The organism is Arthrobacter sp. CDRTa11 (assembly GCF_026427775.1).
GTDB lineage: Bacteria > Actinomycetota > Actinomycetes > Actinomycetales > Micrococcaceae > Arthrobacter.
Genome location: NZ_CP044532.1, coordinates 2,820,596 through 2,839,255, shown reverse-complemented (window position 1 = coordinate 2,839,255; position 18,660 = coordinate 2,820,596). Strand labels below are relative to the sequence as shown.

Sequence of the window (18,660 nt, the reverse complement as noted above, 5' to 3'; positions counted from 1 at the left end):
ATACTTCTTTGAATACTTCATGGATGCCGGGCATCTCCCGGCGCTGCTAGCCCAGAATCTCGGCCAGGAAGGCAGCGGTGTAGCTTTCCTCGGACTTTGCCACCTGCTCAGGGGTTCCCGTGGCAACAATCTGGCCGCCTCCCGAGCCGCCGTCAGGACCGAGATCCACGATCCAGTCGGCGCTCTTGATGACGTCAAGGTTGTGCTCGATGGTGATGACCGTGTTGCCCTTGTCCACCAGGCCCTGGAGGACCAGCAGCAGCTTGCGGATGTCCTCGAAGTGGAGGCCGGTGGTGGGCTCGTCCAGGACGTAGACGCTGCGGCCGTTGGAGCGCTTTTGGAGTTCAGCCGCCAATTTGACGCGCTGGGCTTCTCCGCCGGACAGGGTGGTGGCAGGCTGTCCCAGGCGCACATAGCCCAGCCCTACATCCACCAGTGTGTTCAGGTGCCGGGCGATGGGCGAGAAGGCAGCGAAGAACTCAGCGCCCTCTTCGATGGGCATGTTCAGGACATCGGCGATGGTCTTGCCTTTGTAGTGCACCTCAAGCGTTTCCCGGTTGTAGCGCGCGCCGTGGCAGACTTCGCAGGGCACGTAGACGTCGGGGAGGAAGTTCATCTCAATTTTCAGTGTGCCGTCGCCGGAGCAGGCTTCGCAACGCCCGCCCTTGACGTTAAAGGAGAAACGGCCGGGCAGGTAGCCGCGCACCTTCGCTTCAGTGGTCTCGGCGAAGAGCTTACGGATGTTGTCGAAGACGCCTGTGTACGTGGCCGGGTTGGACCGGGGGGTGCGCCCGATGGGGCTTTGGTCGACGTGGACCACCTTGTCCAGGTGCTCAAGGCCCTGAACGGACTTGTGCCGCCCGGCGACCTGCTTGGCGCCGTTGAGCTTGTTGGCCAGCACCTTGTAGAGGATTTCGTTGACAAGGGTGGATTTGCCGGAGCCGCTCACGCCGGTGACCGCCGTGAAAAGCCCCAGCGGGAAGGCAGCGTCGATATTGATCAGGTTGTTCTCGCGGGCACCCACCACTTTGAGCTCACGCTTTTTGTCGTACTTGCGCCGCTTCTTGGGGATGTCGATTTTCTTTCGTCCCGACAGGTAGTCGCCGGTCAGGGAGGCGCGATTCTTCAGCAGGTCCTGGTACGAGCCCGAGTGCACTACCTCGCCGCCGTGCTCGCCGGCGCCGGGTCCGATGTCCACAATCCAGTCGGCCTCGTGGATGGTGTCTTCGTCGTGCTCCACCACGATGAGGGTGTTTCCCATGTCGCGGAGCCGGGTGAGTGTCTCGATGAGCCGGCGGTTATCGCGCTGGTGCAGCCCGATGGACGGCTCGTCCAGGACGTAGAGGACCCCCACCAGGCCGGAACCGATCTGGGTTGCCAGCCGGATACGTTGAGCCTCGCCCCCCGACAGTGTGGCGGAGGGCCGTTCGAGGTTCAGGTACTCCAGGCCCACGTCAAGGAGGAATGTCAGGCGTGCCTGGATCTCCTTCAGCACCTGGTGCGCAATCTGGGCCTCGCGGCCGGTGAGCACCAGGTTGTTCAGGAAGTCCGCACACGTCCGCATGGGCATGGCGGCGACGTCGGCAATGGATTTTCCGTTAATCAGGACGGACAGCGACGCGGGGTTCAGGCGGGCGCCGTTGCAGGCGGGGCAGGGAATCTGCCGCATGTATTCTTCGTAGCGGTCCCGGGCCCAGTCGGAGTCTGTCTCGCCATGTTTGCGGTGGACGTACTGGATGGCGCCTTCAAAGCCTGTGCTGTACTTCCGTTCCCGGCCAAAGCGGTTGCGGTACTGGACCACCACCTTGTGGTCCTTCCCGTGCAGGACCGTCTGGCGGACGTCGTTACCCAGCTTCTCCCAGGGAGTGTCCATGGAAAACCCGAGTTCCTTCGCCAGGCCCTCGAGCAGCCTGTTCCAGTACTCAGTGGTGGCGGTCCCCAGGGACCAGGGGGCAATGGCCCCTTCCGCCAGTGACAGCTCCGAATTCGGGACGATCAGTTCCTCGTCCACCTCCAGCTTGGTGCCGATGCCGCTGCAGGCCGCACAGGCCCCGAAGGGGTTGTTGAAGGAGAAGGAGCGGGGCTCGATCTCATCGATGGCCAACGGGTGTTCGTTCGGGCAGGCAAGGTTTTCGGAGAAAGCGCGCAGCCGGGCGGGATCGTCGGCGTCGAGGTCGACAAAATCTGCCAGTACGCGGCCCTCGGCGAGGGACAGCGCTGTTTCGATGGAATCGGTAAGGCGCTGGCTGATGCCTTCCTTAACCACCAGGCGGTCAACCACCACCTCAATGGTGTGCTTGAACTGCTTGCCCAGCTTGGGGGCGTCATTAAGCTGGACCAGCTCGCCATCCACCCTGGCACGGGAGTAGCCCTTCGCGGTCAGCTCCTTGAAGAGGTCCACGAATTCGCCTTTTCGTCCCCGGACCACCGGGGCGAGGATCTGGAAGCGTGTGCCCTCCTCGAGCTCCAGCAGCTGGTCCACAATTTGCTGTGGGGTCTGCTTGGTCACCGGCTCACCACAAACCGGGCAGTGCGGACGGCCCACGCGCGCCCAGAGCAGGCGCATGTAGTCGTAAATTTCCGTGATGGTGCCGACGGTGGAACGCGGGTTCTTGCTGGTTGACTTTTGGTCGATGGAGACGGCCGGCGACAGTCCCTCGATGAAGTCCACGTCCGGTTTGTCCACCTGGCCCAGGAACTGCCGGGCATAGGCGGAAAGGGACTCGACGTAGCGCCGCTGTCCCTCCGCAAAGATGGTGTCGAAAGCCAGGGAAGACTTGCCGGAACCGGACAGGCCCGTGAAGACAATCATGGCGTCGCGGGGCAGGTCGAGGTCCACGTTGCGCAGATTGTGCTCGCGGGCGCCCTTGACAACCAGGCGTGACAGGTCCGGACGCGTGGGCTTGACGGGGGTCCGGGCCGCGGTGGCGGGAACGGGTTCGACTGCTGTTTCTTCAGCTACGGCTTTAGGCACCCACTAATGCTAATCGAAAACTTCTTCGAATATCCACGTGGCATCCTTCAGCGGTCGTAGGCCGCAGCCAGTAGCTGGACCGCCTCGGCGAACGAGGCACCCTGCGCCTTGGCTGCTCCTGCATAGGCGGCAGCCGCAGCTGAGAGTGCGTCCCACCGTTCATCCCGCGCGCAGACCACCGTGCCGTTCCTGCCGCGGGTGGCCACCACGCCTGCCGCCTCAAGTTCCTTGTAGGCCCGGGCCACAGTGTGCGGGGCCACATCCAGCCGTTCGGCCAGGGCACGCACTGCGGGAAGCCGGGTGCCCGGCGGCAGTACGCCACTGTCCGCCAGTTTGATCACGTGAAGGCGCAACTGTTCAAACAGCGCCACGGTGCTGGCCTGGTTTGGCTTCCAGCTCCCGGGAAAGCTGTTCCCTGCACTCATAGCCCGGCTTCCAAGGCACCTGGTTTTTCCGCGCGGCCGGCGAACTGGGCGTTGTAAAGCCTGGCGTAATAGCTGTTGGCTGCCAGCAAGGCACTGTGGGTTCCCTGCTCCATAATGCGTCCGTGATCCATGACCAAGATTAGATCAGCGTCACGGACTGTGGACAAACGGTGGGCAATAACAAAACTGGTCCTCCCCTGCCGCAGCCGTTGCATGGCCTGGCGGATCAGGAGTTCGGTCCTGGAGTCCACGGAGCTCGTGGCCTCATCCAGGACCAGGACGCTGCGGCCTGCGAGCTGGGCCCGGGCAATAGTGATCAGCTGGCGCTGACCCTGGCTGAGCGGGTCTCCCCCGTTGTCCAGCATGGTGTCGTATCCGGCCGGGAGCGACCGGACGAAATGGTCTACGTAGCTTGCTTCCGCTGCGGCGACAATGTCAGCGTCAGTGGCGCCTGGCCGGCCGTAGGCGATGTTCTCCCGAATACTTCCCGCGAACAGCCATGCATCCTGGAGCACCACTCCGAATCCAGCCCGCAGGGCGTCCCGTGGCATGGTGGCGATATCCGTGCGCCCCATGGTGATCCGCCCTGTATCAATTTCATAAAAGCGCATCAGAAGGTTAACGACGGTGGTTTTGCCTGCTCCGGTATGACCGACAATTGCCACTGTCTGTCCCGGCGCCACGGTAAACGAGAGGTTCCGGACAACGGGGACGGATGGCTGGTACCCAAAGGTGACATCGTCAAAAACAATACGTCCGCCGGCTTCCGGCGCTGTGCGTGTTCTCCGTGGTTCGGCCGGAACTTCGTCGGCGTCAAGGAGTGCGAAGACCCGACCTGCCGACGCGGCGCATGACTGGATGACGTTCAGCATGCCGCCGATCTGCCCGACGGGCTGGGTGAAGAGCCGGCTGAACTGGATGAAGGCCTGGATGCCGCCAATGGTCATGGCTCCGGCGGTGACCTGCAGCGCTCCGACCACTGCCACCGCGATGTAATTAAGGTTGCCGATCAGGACCATCAGCGGCTGCACCATGCCGGATGAATACTGCGCCTTCGCGGCCGCCCGGGCAAGCCTGTCGTTACTCGCCGCAAAAATAGCTGCTGCCTGTTCCTGGTACCCGAAGGCCTTGATCACCTCATGCCCGCTCACGAACTCCTCCACGTGCGCGTTCAGTTCCCCCGTTTCGGTCCACTGGCGTGCGAACTGCGCCTGGGACCGGCGGGCCACCAGGACAGTGATCAGCGTGGACAGTGGGACAAAGGCAAGGGCAAGGCCGGCCAGGAGCGGGGAAATCCAAAGCATCATGGCCAAGGCACCACAGAGCATCAGGACCGACATGATCAATTGGGTCAGGATCTGGTTGAGCGCCTGGGAGATGTTGTCCATGTCATTTGTGGCACGGCTGAGGACGTCGCCGCGGGACTGTTCCTGGAAGTAGGTCGACGGCAGTCTGTGCAGCTTGTCCTCCAGGGAAGCCCGGAGGCGGTACATGAGGCCGTGGACGGAACTCGCTGTCAGCGAGCCCTGGACCCAGTTAAACAGCGACGCTCCGACGTACATCAGGGCGACGCCTGTCAGCAGGCCTGCCAGCCTCTGCTCGTTCAGGACGCCGTCAAACACCCCGTCCACCACGACGTCGGTGGCGTCACCCAGGTATTTCGGTGCCGCTACATTGAGGCCGGCAAAACCGCAGGTTGCCGCGATGGCGGTCAGCATGTGCCATCTGTACGGCGTCAGCAGGCCAAGCAAGCGGCGCGATGTGGCCCAGAACAATGCCGGAGCTTCCTCGGCTGCCAGCGGCGCCGTCACAGGGTGTCCTCCAGGGCAAGCTGCGATTCCGCGATCTCCCGGTATGTGGCGGAGGCTGCCAGCAGCTCAAGGTGGGTGCCCTGGGCCACCAGGCGGCCGTCGTCGAGCACCAGAATCAGCCCTGCGCCCGCCACCGTGGCAATCCGTTCCGCCACAACGATCACCACCGCCATATCCAGGGCCGCTCCCAGCGCATCCCTCAGCCGGGCATCGGTGTCGTAGTCCAGGGCGGAGAAACTGTCGTCGAAGAGGTAGAGGGAAGCCGGACGAAGCAGCGCCCGCGCAATGCAGAGCCGCTGCCGCTGGCCGCCGGAGAGGTTTGTCCCGCCCTGCCCCACGGCCGTCTGCAGGCCGAGTGGCAGCCGCCGGACAAAGTCCGAGGCCTGGGCAATATCCAGCGCTCCCCACAATTCGGCATCCGTCGCCGCCGGCGCAGCGATCCGCAGGTTATCGGCGACCGTTCCCGTAAACAAGTGGGAGCGCTGCGGCACAACGGCCATTTGCCTGCGCAGCAGGTCAACCGTGACCGCCCGGATATCCCGGCCGCCTACAGTGATAACTCCGCCGGTGGAATCCATAAACCGGGGAATCAGGTTCAAAAGCGTCGATTTTCCGCTGCCCGTAGACCCCACGATGGCAGTGGTGGTGCCGGGCCGGGCAGTGAAGGTGATGTTTTCCAGCACCGGGGCTTCCGCCCCGGGGTAGGAGAAGCTGACATTGCGGAACGAAACGCTGCCGCCGTCGAAAACCACGTCCCCGCCGCGAAGATCGGCACCGTCCCTCACCGTGGGCACGGCATCCAGGACAGCCCGGATGCGCTCGGCGCATGCAGCGGCACGGGGGGCCGTCATGAGCACATACATGGCCATCATGATGGCCAGCAGGATCTGGAGGATGTAGGCGACAAAGGCTGTTAAGGCGCCGATCTCCATCTGACCGTTGTGCACACGGTGGCCGCCGAACCACACGACTGCCACCGACGAGAGGTTCACCACGATCATGATCAGCGGCAACATCCCCGCCACCACGAGGGCTGACTGCAGATTGTTCCCGGTGAGGCTGGCGTTCGTGCGGGCGAAACGCCGGGTCTCGTGATCCTGCCGGACAAAGGCCCGGATCACGCTGGCTCCGATGATCTGTTCCCGCAGCACGGCGCCGGTGCGGTCGAGCAGGTCCTGCCCTTCCCGGTAGAGCGGCACGAGGCGCCGGACGATCAGGTACATGACCAGGAGCAGCACGGGCACGATGATGATCACCACCGCCGAAAGCACCACGTCCTGATGCAGGGCCAGCAAGACACCGCCCACTCCCATGACGGGCGCCGCAACAAGCATGGTGAACACCAAAACCGCGAATGCCTGGATCTGCTGGGTATCGTTGGTGGCCCGCGTCACCAGGCTTTGTGTGCCGAACGCCGCCACCTCCTGGGATGACAGGCTCTGGATTTTGCCAAAGAGCTCCGCGCGAAGCTGGCGCCCGAGCTTCATGGCCACCACGGCACCGAGGTATCCGGCGGCGATGGCCGCCCCCGCCTGGACAGCAGCGATCCCCGTCATTAGTGAGCCCAGCCGCAGAATCACCGGCGTGTCACCGGCAACGATGCCATCGTCAATGATGGCCGCATTCACTGTGGGGAGCAGGAGGTTGCCAGCCGTCTGGAGCAGTTGCAGGAGGACAATCGCCATCACGGTTGCCTTGTGGCCGGCCAATAGCCGGATCATCATCCGGAAAAGCACCGCACCTCCAGAAACTGTTCGGGAGGCCCATCGCGGCCTGGCCTGACGCCTCCCCGTGGCCGCTCCGCCATTGTAAGCCTCATCACATTCCAACATTCGTCATGGCGCGTGACACACCTGTAGAGAACATATATCGAATGGAGTTTGGGGCGTTAGCCTTTCTTACGCGCCACGGCGAAAATCCTCCGGAAAGGAAATGCAGTGCCGTGTTTCGTTTCCGGATACGCCGACGTGAGCGCCGCTGCATACTCGGACTCGAAGGTAAGTGCGTCCTCGGCAGAAAGTGCGGCAAGGACCGGCCGCAAAGCCGTTCCCCGCACCCAGGTGAGTACGGGATCGGTGCCGGTGAGGAGTTGCTGGTAACTGGTCTCCCAGGTGTCAGCCTTGCAGTTCGCGTCCAGCATGATTTCGAGGTAGTCGGCCGGCTCCCCCACCGACTCCCCGCCGCGCAGCACGCCTTCCAGTTTTGGTTGCCAGCGTGAAGTCGAAGCCAGTTCCCGCATCAGGACATGGGACGGTGCATTGAAGTTGCCGGGGACCTGCATGGCGAACCACGCGCCCGGTTTCATCCGGTCAAGCCACCGGGCCAGCAGGTCCTGATGGCCCGGAACCCACTGAAGCGCCGCGTTGGAGACCACCACATCCGTAGTGGGCGACGGCATCCACTCGGCAATGTCCTCGAACTCAAAGCGCAGCCGGGGTTCCCCACGCGCTTCCGCGGCCGCCCTGGCCAGCATCTCTGCGGACGAATCGAGCCCCAGCACTTTGGCATGGGGCCAACGCCGGGCCAGCGTTGCCGTGAGGTTCCCCGGTCCGCACCCAAGGTCCACCACCTCATGCGGGTGCTGGGTGTGGATCCGGCCGGTCAAATCGAAAAATGGCCGGTCCCGGTAGTCGCCGAACTGAACATATTTTGAAGGGTCCCACTTCACATTTATCTCCACACGGTCTGGTGCTGTGTCCGGTAGGGCGAGCCTAACCCGGTCCTCCCACAAACTGCTGCACCGGCTGGGCACTAAGCTGGAAATCAATGAAACTCGTTGACCAGCTGCCCGTCCTGTCCGTTCCAAGCCTCTCGGGAGCGGGCATCGACCCTGACGCGTTGTACACCCAGTTCCTTGAGTGGACTGACAGCCGTGGACTTGCCCTGTACGCAGCACAGGACGAAGCCATCATGGAGTTGGCCACCGGCGCCAACGTCATCCTGGCCACCCCGACGGGCTCGGGAAAGTCCCTTGTAGCGATAGCCGCCCATTTCCAGGCCATGTCCCGCGGCCAACGAAGCTACTACACCGCGCCCATCAAGGCCCTGGTCTCTGAGAAGTTCTTTGCGCTGTGCGACATCTTCGGGGCTGAAAACGTCGGCATGATCACGGGCGATTCAGGTGTCAACCAGGATGCCCCGATCATCTGCTGCACCGCCGAGATCCTGGCCAACATAGCCCTCCGCGAAGGCGCCGGCGCGGAGCTGGGAGCCGTCATTATGGACGAGTTCCACTTCTACTCGGATCCGCAGCGCGGCTGGGCGTGGCAGGTTCCGCTGCTGGAACTGCCGCAGGCCCAGTTCCTGCTGATGTCCGCGACCCTGGGTGACGTCAGCCGGTTCGAGGAAGGCATCACCGAACTCACCGGCCGTCCCACCACAACGGTAAGTTCAGCGGAACGGCCCATCCCGCTGCACTACTACTACCACCAGACGCCGGTGCACGAAACGCTTGAAGAGCTTCTCTCGACCCGTCAGGTGCCCGTCTATGTGGTGCATTTCAGCCAGATCGAAGCCATTGACCGCGCCCAGAACCTGATGAGCATCAACGTCTGCACCCGTGAGGAAAAGGACAAGATCGCGGAGCTGATCGCGAACTTCCGTTTCGCTGCGGGGTTCGGAAAAACCCTCAACCGGCTGGTGCGTCACGGTATCGGCGTCCACCATGCAGGGATGCTTCCCAAATACCGCAGGCTGGTGGAGCAGCTCGCCCAGGCGGGCCTGCTGAAGGTTATCTGCGGCACTGACACGCTGGGTGTGGGCATCAACGTGCCCATCCGCACCGTCCTGCTCACGGCCCTGAGCAAGTACGACGGCGTCCGCACCCGCCTGCTCAACTCCCGGGAGTTCCACCAGATCGCGGGCCGCGCCGGCCGCGCCGGGTATGACACTGCCGGAACCGTTGTGGTCCAGGCCCCCGAACACGTGACGGAGAACGTCAAAGCGATGGCCAAAGCCACCGCAAAATTCGGCGATGACCAGAAGAAGCTCCGCCAGGTGGTGAAGAAGAAGCCGCCTGAGGGATTCGTTTCCTGGGGTGAACCGACTTACAAGCGCCTGGTGGAATCCGTCCCGGATCCGCTGACTTCCAGCTTCAGCGTCACCCATTCGATGCTGATGAACCTGATGGAGCGCCCTGGTGACCCGTTCACCGCCGCACGGCGTTTGCTGACGGAGAACCACGAGTCGCGGTCCTCGCAGCTGCAGCTGATGAAAAAGGCCCTCGGGATCTACCGGGAACTGCTCGCGGCCGAAGTGGTGGAGCGCATCCCGCCGGAGCAGCAGGGCGCGGATGGCCGCAGCGTGCGGCTGACAGTTCACCTGCAACCGAACTTTGCGCTGAACCAGCCACTTTCCCCGTTTGCGCTGGCAGCACTGGAACTGCTGGATCCGGAGTCGGCGTCGTACGCATTGGACGTGGTGTCAGTGATCGAGGCGACACTGGAAAAACCCCGGCAGATTCTCTCCGCCCAGCAGAAAAAGGCCCGCGGCGAGGCAATCGCTGCGATGAAGGCGGACGGGATCGAGTACGACCAGCGGATGGCGATGCTGGAGGAGGTTACGTACCCGCAGCCTTTGGCCGAAATCCTGGGCGAAGCCTTTGAGGTCTACCGCAAGGCCGCGCCCTGGGTGGGTGACTTCGAACTGGCCCCGAAGTCCGTGGTCCGTGACATGTATGAACGGGCCATGAACTTCGGCGAATTCGTCCAGTTCTACGGCCTGGCCCGCTCCGAGGGAATTGTCCTGCGCTACCTCGCCGACTGTTTCAAGGCGCTCCGCCAGACAGTGCCGCAGGACCTGCTCCGGGAGGACCTCGAGGATCTCATCGCCTGGCTGGGAGAACTGGTGAGGCAGGTGGACTCCAGCTTGCTGGATGAATGGGAGGAACTGACCTCCGGTGCCGCGCCCACTCCCCATGACGCCCCGCCGCCTCCTCCCCCGTCGCTGACGTCCAATATCCGGGCCTTCCGTGTGATGGTCCGCAACGAGATGTTCCGGCGGGTGGAACTCTTCGCGGATGAGAACGCAACCGCACTGGAAGAGCTCGACGGCGGCGCCGGCTGGGACGCTGACCGCTGGGAGGACGTCCTGGACGGCTACTTCGACGAACATAACGACATCGGCACCGGCCCCGACGCCCGCGGTCCAGGGCTGCTGATCATCACCGAAGAGCCCGGGCAGTGGAAGGTGCGCCAGATCTTTGATGATCCGGCGAGGAATCATGACTGGGGAATCTCGGCGGTGGTGGATCTGGCCGCCTCCGACGAAACGGGTACGGCCGTAGTCCGCGTGACCGACGTCAACCGGCTCTGAGGTCGCCAGTAAACTCGAACCATGAGTGTAATCCGCCCCGCAACAGTTCAAGACGTCCCCACGATCCTGCGCATGATCCATGATTTGGCCATCTATGAGAAGGAACCGGACGCCGTCCGGAACACCCCGGAGAAGCTTTCGGAGGCGCTGTTCGGCGAGAATCCGCGCGTGTTCGCCACGATGGCCGAGAATGAGGCCGGCGACGTCCAGGGATTCGCGCTCTGGTTCCTGAACTACTCCACCTGGGAAGGCGTCCACGGCATCTACCTTGAGGACCTCTACGTCAGCCCGGATGCACGGGGCGAGGGCCACGGCAAGGCCCTGCTGCAGCACCTTGCGGCCACGGCCGTCGAAAACGGATATGCACGGGTGGAGTGGAGCGTCCTGGACTGGAACGAGCCGTCCATCAATTTCTACCGGAACCTCGGCGCGTTCCCCATGGACGGCTGGTCCACATTCCGGCTGACCGGCGATGCGCTGGAGCACTTCGGCAGCACCCGCCCCGTGTCTGTCCATGGCTAAGGCAGCACGGGCTGCGGTGAGGGCCGCCGGCCCGGTAGCCCATACGGTCCGGGCCCGCCACGAGTTCCGCGGCATGCGCACGGCGGAGCACTATTTCACAGTTCCCCTGGACCATTTCGGGCACGACGCGGTGCACCCTGATCGGCAGGCAGGGCCAGCCTCGGAGACCATCACCGTCTTCGCACGCGAGTACGTTTCCGCTGCCCACACCGAGGCTGAGGCGCAGAGCCTGCCGTGGCTGCTGTTCCTCCAGGGCGGCCCCGGAGGCCGCGGCCCCAGGCTGGCCTCGCTGGGCGGGTGGAGCAAAGCGGCCGCCAAGGACTTCCGGATCCTGATGCTCGATCAGCGCGGGACCGGCCTCTCCTCGCCCATCGACCGGAATACCCTGCCGCTTCGGGGCACACCGGAGCAGCAGGCCGCCTACCTTGAGCACTTCCGCGCAGATTCCATCGTCGCCGACGCCGAACTCGTCCGCCTGGCCCTGGGCTCAGGACCGTGGACCATCTACGGCCAAAGCTACGGCGGTTTTTGCGCGCTCAGTTACCTTTCCTTTGCCCCCGGGGGCGTTAAGGAGGCGCTCATCACGGGAGGCCTGGCACCCCTCTCCGGCACCGCCGACGACGTCTACCGGGCCACCTTCCGGCGGGTCGCCGCGCGGAACGACGAGTACTTCACGTGGTATCCCGAGGACCGCACCACCGTGGAGCGGATCGCCGCCCACCTGCGGCAGGTACGCGAGGTTCTTCCCGACGGCGGCCAGCTCACAGTGGAGCGGTTCCAGATGGCGGGAGCCTTCCTGGGCGGAAACACCCGGGTGGACGCACTGCACTTTTTGCTGGAGGACGCTTTCACCGAGACACCACACGGCAGCCGGCTCTCGGACGCTTTCCTGGAACAGATGCAGGGAATCGTATCCCGGCAGTCCAACCCGCTCTATGCCCTGATGCACGAGTCCATCTATGGCCAGGGCCAGGCGACTGACTGGTCGGCCTGGCGGGTGCTCCAGGAGTATCCGGAGTTCAGGCCGGAAGCAGAACCCCTGCTGCTGACCGGCGAAATGGTCTACCCGTGGTACTTCGACCAGGACCCGGCCTTGCGTCCGCTGCGGGACGTGGCGGAGCTGGTGGCAGCCAAGAAGGACTGGAAGCCGCTCTACAGTCCCTCCCGCCTTGCCGCCAACACGATCCCCGTTGCCGCGGCCGTCTATCGCGACGACATCTACGTGGACCGCGACCTGTCCCTGGAAACCGCCGCAGCGGTCCGGGGACTGCAGGTCTGGGAGACGGCCGACTTCCACCATGACGGGATTTCGGACGACGGCGAGGCGATCTTCGGGCGCCTGCTGGGTATGGTTCGCTCAGCCCGCCGCTGATGGGCTGGCCGTGCTGCGGCTGCGGATATCCGCGGCCAGCACGGCCATCACCACGGCAGCAATGGCGACGGCAAACATGTTCAGCCCCTGATAGCCGATCCAACTCATCACCAGACCGGAGAAGCCGGCACCAATTGCTCCGGCGGCGCTCATCAGCGTGTCCGAAACGCCCTGGACAAGTACCCGGGAATCGACGCTGACACTCTCCGCAAGCAAGGTGGAACCGGCGATGGTGGCGGCAGACCAGCCGAGTCCCAGGAGCACCAATCCGGTGGTGACGAGGATGGGCTGTCCGGCGCCAAACCCCGCACAGCATGCCGCCGCCAGGATCAGGCCGTGCCCGCCGATGATGACGGGAACCCTGCCTGCACGGTCGGTAAGCCACCCCATCACCGGAGACAGTGCATACATCCCTGCAATGTGCAGCGAAATGGTGAAGCCGATCAGCACAAAGACGTCCGTACTGGCGGTGTGGGCGTGGCCTGCACCATGGGAGGCCAGCGGTCCTTCGCTCAGAAGTTGCAGATGAAGCGGCGTCATGGACATCACGGCGGCCATGCAGGCGTGGGCTGCAACGATGGCCAGCAGCGCCAGGCCGGCCTTTGGGGAGGACCTGATCGCGGCAAGCCCGCGGCGAAGTGAACCCCTGCGGGGGCCCGGGACGGCGGTAAGGGCGCCGCTGCCGGCGCCCCGCCTGATGGCGAGGGCGTGGAGCAGCGGATCCGGGCGCAGGCCGATCAGCAGGAGGAGGGCCGCCATTGCCAGTCCCGCAGTGGAGAATACAAAGGGCCCGGCGATGCCGGGCAGGCCCATGGCCTCCCCCACAACAGCGCCAGGCCTGATCAGGTTGGGGCCTGCCACTGCTCCGGCGGTGACAGCCCAGACAACAATGGCAAGGGAACGGCCCCGATGCTCCGGGTCCGCCAGGTCAACCGCGGCAAACCGGGCCTGGAGGTTTGCCGCAGTGGCCAGACCCAGGAGGGCGGCTCCGGCCAGGAGCACAGGAAAGAACCCCGACACCGTTGCCGCGATGACCACCATCGCCCCCAGCATTCCGGACAGGACACCTGTCAGGAGCCCGATCCGTCGGCCCCGCCGTTCGGCAAGGCCTGCCAGCGGCATGGCTGCAACCGCGGTTGCCAGGGTCATCACAGTGGTCACTGAGCCTGCCCAGGCGTTGGAGCCGGAGAGCTGGACGGCGAGGAGGGAGCCCACAGACAGGCTTGCGCCGCTGCCGATCCCGCTGAGCAGCTGGGCCAGGGAAAGAACCAGGACAGTGCGGCGTTGGACCCGGTGGGTGTCCAGCGCCGCAGCGGTAGAAGAAGTCACCGTCCGAGCATAGCCATTGGATTACAAGGCTTCGCTGAGGCTCGTCGGCCGTCTGCCAGGCATAGCAGCTTAACCGGCCAGTGGCTGACGGCGGTGTGCCACAAGTGTCACCAGGGCCGCCGCCAGGACGGCCGCCCCCACCAGGCCGCCGGCAAGGTTCAGCCCGAGGTAGCCCGTCCAGCTGAGGATGAGCCCGGAGGTGGCCCCGCCGACCGCTCCGGCGATCCCCATCATCATGTCGGAAACGCCTTGGACAACAACCCGTGATTCCTGGCCCACGCTTTCGGCCAGCAGGGTGGAACCGGCGATGGTCGACGCGGACCAGCCTATTCCCAGCAGGACCAGCCCGGTGGCCACGGCAGCCGTGGAGGCCTGCCCGAACCCGGCAACGGCTACAGCAACCATGAGCGTGATGAACCCCAGGATGATGGTCTCGGTCCGGCCTGCCTTATCTGTCAGCAAGCCCATGACCGGTGACAGGGCAAACATTCCGGCGATATGAAGGGAGATCGTGAAGCCTATAATGACCAGGACGTCGCCCGAGGCAGTGTGGCCGGCGTGGGACGCGCCCGGCCCTGCCACCAGTTCCTGCAGATGCAGCGGCGTCATGGACATGACGCCCACCATGATGGCGTGGGCTCCCACAACAGCTGCCAGGGCCAGGACGGCCGCCCTGGACTGCCGAATCGCGCGCAGCCCGCGGACGAGTGAACTTCCGAAGCCAGGCCGGGGCGCAGCCGCCTGCAGGTTTCCCGGCGGCTGCGGCGTGCCGGCGCCAGCTCCGTCCGCCTGGCGGGCGGCGAGCTCCCGTGCGAGCAGGAGGGGGTCTGGTCTAAGCCCGGCAAAAAGCAGGGCGGTGGCCAACACCAGACCGGCACCGGAGATTACGAACGGACCAGCCATCGAGGGCAGGCCCAGGGCCTGTCCGACGACGGCTCCAGGCTGAATCAGGTTTGGTCCGGCCACCGCACCCACAGTGACCGCCCATACCACTGCCGACAACGCCCGGCCCCGGTGTTCGGCTTCGGCGAGGTCAACAGCGGCAAAGCGTGCCTGGAGGCTGGCGGCTGCACCCACACCGATTCCGGCTGCCCCGATCAACAGGAGGAAGAAAAGCCCGGTGACAACCGACAGTACGATCAGGAAAGCACCCACGACGGCGGCAGACAGCCCCGCGACCTGGCCAACCCGCCGCCCCCGGCGGTCAGCCAGCGAAGCAAGGGGAAGCGCCACCAGCGCAGCGCCCAGAGTCATGATCGTGGCCACTGCCCCTGCCCAGGCAGTGGAGCCCGACAGGTCCACGGCAAGGAGGGACCCGACGGATACCGTTGCTCCCGTTCCAATGCCGCCCAGGACTTGGGCCGCGCTCAGCAGCGCCACAGTGCGCCGTTGCACCTGGCGCACTCCGATTTCGGTGTTCAGGGTGCGGGCCATGGTCTGAGCATAGTACCGGCCCCGCGGGTCAGACAGAGGCAAGTTAAAACGACAACCCCGGCCGCAGGCGGCCGGGGTTGTCCGTACAAATTGGCAGAATGCCGGAGCTGTTACTCGACGTCGCTGAGGCTCTTCTTGGCATCTTCCTCGAGGCGGGGATCCAGCTTGGACTGCTGGGCCTTGGAGCTCACCAGGCTGGCGATAACGGCGATGACGATGGTGCCAATGATGACGCCCAGGGACACGTATGTCGGGATCTCGGGAGCCCATTCGATGTGGTGGCCGCCGTTGATGAACGGGAGTTCGTTGACGTGCATCGCGTGCAGGACCAGCTTGACGCCGATGAAGGCGAGGATGACTGAGAGCGCGTGCTTGAGGTAGATCAGCCGGTTCATCAGTCCGCCCAGCAGGAAGTACAGCTGGCGGAGGCCCATCAGCGCGAAGATGTTCGCCGTGAAGACAATGAATGCGCTCTGGGTCAGGCCGAAGATTGCGGGGATCGAGTCGACTGCGAAGAGGAGGTCGGTCATGCCGATGGTGACGAAAACGATGAGCATCGGGGTGAAGACCTTTTTGCCGTCCACCACCGTGCGCAGCTTGCCGCCGTCGAACTTCTCGGACATCGGAATAACCTTGCGGAGCTTCTCGATGATCGGGTTTTCCCGGTCCTCTTCGTCTTCGCCCTCATCCTGGGCCTGCTTCCAGGCGGTCCACAGCAGGAACGCGCCGAAGATGTAGAAGACCCAGCTGAACTGTTCGATGACCATGGCGCCGAGCAGGATGAAGATGCCGCGGAGCACCAGCGCGATGATGATGCCCACCATCAGCACTTCCTGCTGGTACTTACGCGGGACCGAGAAGCGGGCCATGATGATGATGAAGACAAACAGGTTGTCGATGCTGAGGCTGTATTCAGTGACCCAGCCGGCAATGAACTGCCCGCCATACTCCGGGCCGGTGAACAGGAACATGGCGCCCGCAAAGACCATGGCCAGGGCCACGTAAAAAGCCACCCACAGTCCGGCTTCCTTCATGGAAGGCTCGTGGGGGCGGCGGAGCACCAGTAGAAGGTCAAAGGCGAGGATGAGGCCGAGGACGACGAATGAGCCGACTTCGAACCAGACGGGAAGTTCGAGCACAGGGGATACCTTTCGTAGGGTACAAAGAAGCGGTGTAAGTCTCTCCGGCAGCCTGTGCACTTGGTGCTGAAACGGCGGCCCGCTACGCCCGGCCGGGCAACTGTGCCTGGCGTGTTGACGATCGTAGCGCTCGGGATACTCCCCTACGTGACGTTAACTGTACCAGCACCGATGGTGTGCGCTCCCCGCGTTCCCCGGGGCGGCGGTTCAGGCGTGCCCGGCGGCCTGCATTTGGCGTAGCTCCTTCTTCAGGTCGCTGACCTCATCACGGATCCGGGCGGCCACTTCGAACTGAAGTTCGGCGGCTGCGCCATGCATCTGTTCGGTGAGCTGTTCGATCAGGCCCACCAGGTCCTCGGCCGGAGCCGCTGCCAGGCCGTCTGCACGGACCTGGGCGGCACCCTTCGCTGCGGACTTCCCCCGTTTCGCGCCCTTGGCCAGCCGGTTGTTGCTGAGCAGTTCCTGGGTGTCGGCGTCTTCCTTGGCGAGCTGGTCCGTGATGTCGGCAATCTTCTTCCGGAGCGGCTGAGGATCGATGCCCTTCTCCGTGTTGTAGGCCACCTGGATGGCGCGGCGCCGGTTGGTCTCGTCGATGGCGTGGGCCATGGAGTCGGTGATGCGGTCGGCGTACATGTGGACCTGGCCCGACACGTTGCGGGCAGCGCGGCCGATGGTCTGGATAAGCGAAGTGGAGGACCGCAGGAAGCCTTCCTTGTCCGCATCCAGGATGCTCACCAGCGAAACCTCGGGCAGGTCCAGGCCCTCGCGGAGCAGGTTGATGCCCACCAAAACGTCGAAGACACCCATCCGGAGTTCCCGCAGCAGCTCAACGCGCCGCAGGGTGTCCACATCGGAGTGCAGGTACTCAACCTTGATGCCGTGGCCCAGCAGGTATTCGGTAAGATCCTCGGCCATGCGCTTGGTCAGCGTGGTGACCAGGATGCGTTCGTTCTTCGACGTCCGTGTCTTGATCTCGCTGAGCAGGTCATCGATTTGGCCCTTCGTGGGCTTGACCACTACTTCGGGGTCGATCAGCCCGGTGGGCCGGATGATCTGTTGCACAAAACCGTCAGCCTTGCCTAGTTCGTACTTGCCGGGAGTGGCCGACAAGTAGACGGTCTGGCCTACCCGTTCGAGGAATTCGTCCCATTTGAGCGGACGGTTGTCCATGGCCGAGGGCAAGCGGAAGCCGAAGTCCACGAGGTTCCGCTTACGCGACATGTCGCCTTCGTACATGGCGCCGATCTGTGGCACGGTGACATGCGATTCGTCGATCACCAGGAGAAAGTCGTCCGGGAAGTAGTCGATGAGGCAGTGCGGTGCGGTCCCGCGGGCCCGGCCGTCAATGTGCGATGAGTAGTTCTCGATCCCGTTGCAGAAGCCCATCTGCTGCATCATTTCAAGATCGTAGGTGGTGCGCATCCGGAGCCGTTGGGCTTCCACCAGCTTGTTCTGGCTTTCCAGGACCTGCAGGCGCTCGGCGAGTTCATCCTCGATCCGTTTGATGGCCCGGGCCATCCGCTCGGGACCGGCCACATAGTGCGAGGCCGGGAAGACGTACATTTCGTCTTCGTCCCGGATGGTTTCGCCGGTCAGCGGATGGAGAGTGTGGATGTTCTCAATCTCGTCTCCGAAGAATTCGATCCGGATGGCCAGTTCCTCATACATCGGGATGATCTCCACGGTGTCGCCACGGACACGGAATGTGCCGCGGTGGAAGTCCATGTCGTTTCGGGCGTACTGCATCGCGACGAACTTCCGCAGCAGGTCATCGCGATTCATCTGCGCCCCCTTGCGGAGCGTGACCATACCGGCGATGTATTCCTCCGGGGTGCCGAGGCCATATATACAGGACACCGTGGCGACAACGATCACGTCCCGGCGGGTCAGGAGGGCGTTCGTGGCCGAGTGTCGGAGCCGTTCAACTTCCTCGTTGATGGAGGAGTCCTTCTCGATGAAGGTGTCCGTCTGGGCTACGTATGCCTCAGGCTGGTAGTAGTCGTAGTAGGAGACGAAGTACTCCACCGCGTTGTTGGGCAGCAGCTCCCGGAACTCGTTGGCGAGCTGGGCGGCAAGAGTCTTGTTCTGCACCATCACCAGGGTGGGGCGCTGGACCTGTTCGATAAGCCAGGCCGTGGTGGCGCTCTTTCCTGTACCGGTGGCGCCGAGCAGGACCACGTCCTTTTCACCGTTCTTGATGCGCTCGGTCAACTCGGCGATGGCGGCAGGCTGGTCACCCGCCGGCTGGAACTCGCTGATGACTTCAAACGGCGCTACGACACGGTTGATCTCCTGGGCAAGGCTCATGCATCTAATCTACAACCGGGGACCGACAGTGACA

At 64.0% G+C, this 18,660-nt stretch carries 12 protein-coding genes; 3 read left to right on the top strand and 9 right to left on the bottom strand.

Going from position 1 to position 18,660, the window contains the following annotated elements:
• Positions 1–46 precede the first annotated feature (46 nt).
• The 5 genes from uvrA to F8G81_RS12650 form a co-directional block, all read right to left on the bottom strand.
• A complete protein-coding gene (gene uvrA, locus F8G81_RS12670) occupies positions 47–2,974 on the bottom strand; it encodes an excinuclease ABC subunit UvrA (protein ID WP_267275091.1) in 2,928 nt (975 codons plus the stop codon).
• Between the two features lie 47 nt (positions 2,975–3,021).
• Positions 3,022–3,399 carry a GntR family transcriptional regulator gene (locus F8G81_RS12665; RefSeq protein WP_267275090.1) on the bottom strand — a complete coding sequence of 126 codons (378 nt, stop codon included), beginning with the start codon at positions 3,397–3,399 and terminating at the stop codon, positions 3,022–3,024.
• Positions 3,396–5,117, bottom strand: a complete 1,722-nt coding sequence (locus tag F8G81_RS12660) for an ABC transporter ATP-binding protein (RefSeq protein WP_267279206.1) — start codon at positions 5,115–5,117, stop codon at positions 3,396–3,398. The genes F8G81_RS12665 and F8G81_RS12660 overlap by 4 nt, the downstream gene beginning before the upstream one ends.
• Before the next feature lie 89 nt (positions 5,118–5,206).
• A complete protein-coding gene (locus F8G81_RS12655; protein ID WP_267275089.1) occupies positions 5,207–6,895 on the bottom strand; it encodes an ABC transporter ATP-binding protein in 1,689 nt (562 codons plus the stop codon).
• Positions 6,896–7,098: 203 nt separating this feature from the next.
• Complete coding sequence (locus tag F8G81_RS12650) at positions 7,099–7,878, bottom strand: trans-aconitate 2-methyltransferase (protein WP_267275088.1); 780 nt, start codon at positions 7,876–7,878, stop codon at positions 7,099–7,101.
• A 98-nt stretch (positions 7,879–7,976) separates the two neighbouring features.
• Between F8G81_RS12650 and F8G81_RS12645 the strand changes: the two genes are divergently transcribed.
• Genes F8G81_RS12645 through F8G81_RS12635 form a run of 3 tightly spaced genes read left to right on the top strand, consistent with a single transcriptional unit; the run spans position 7,977 to position 12,417 of the window.
• Positions 7,977–10,523: a DEAD/DEAH box helicase gene (locus F8G81_RS12645; protein WP_267275087.1), complete on the top strand. Its 2,547-nt coding sequence runs from the start codon at positions 7,977–7,979 to the stop codon at positions 10,521–10,523.
• Positions 10,524–10,544: 21 nt separating this feature from the next.
• The gene (locus tag F8G81_RS12640; RefSeq protein WP_267275086.1) at positions 10,545–11,045 is read left to right on the top strand and encodes a GNAT family N-acetyltransferase; all 501 of its coding nucleotides are present in this window, start codon (positions 10,545–10,547) and stop codon (positions 11,043–11,045) included.
• Positions 11,038–12,417 carry an alpha/beta fold hydrolase gene (locus F8G81_RS12635; protein ID WP_267275085.1) on the top strand — a complete coding sequence of 460 codons (1,380 nt, stop codon included), beginning with the start codon at positions 11,038–11,040 and terminating at the stop codon, positions 12,415–12,417. The genes F8G81_RS12640 and F8G81_RS12635 overlap by 8 nt, the downstream gene beginning before the upstream one ends.
• Here F8G81_RS12635 and F8G81_RS12630 read toward each other — a convergent pair.
• The 4 genes from F8G81_RS12630 to uvrB form a co-directional block, all read right to left on the bottom strand.
• Entirely contained in the window at positions 12,403–13,746 is a 1,344-nt protein-coding gene (locus F8G81_RS12630; RefSeq protein WP_267275084.1) for an MFS transporter, read from the bottom strand. The two genes, F8G81_RS12635 and F8G81_RS12630, sit on opposite strands and share 15 nt — an antisense overlap.
• 69 nt (positions 13,747–13,815) lie before the next feature.
• Positions 13,816–15,180 (bottom strand): MFS transporter, encoded by a 1,365-nt coding sequence (locus F8G81_RS12625; protein ID WP_267275083.1) that lies wholly within the window; start codon positions 15,178–15,180, stop codon positions 13,816–13,818.
• Between the two features lie 110 nt (positions 15,181–15,290).
• The gene (locus F8G81_RS12620) at positions 15,291–16,319 is read right to left on the bottom strand and encodes a TerC family protein (protein WP_267275082.1); all 1,029 of its coding nucleotides are present in this window, start codon (positions 16,317–16,319) and stop codon (positions 15,291–15,293) included.
• A 207-nt stretch (positions 16,320–16,526) separates the two neighbouring features.
• The gene (gene uvrB, locus F8G81_RS12615; protein ID WP_267275081.1) at positions 16,527–18,626 is read right to left on the bottom strand and encodes an excinuclease ABC subunit UvrB; all 2,100 of its coding nucleotides are present in this window, start codon (positions 18,624–18,626) and stop codon (positions 16,527–16,529) included.
• Between the last annotated feature and the right edge of the window lie 34 nt (positions 18,627–18,660).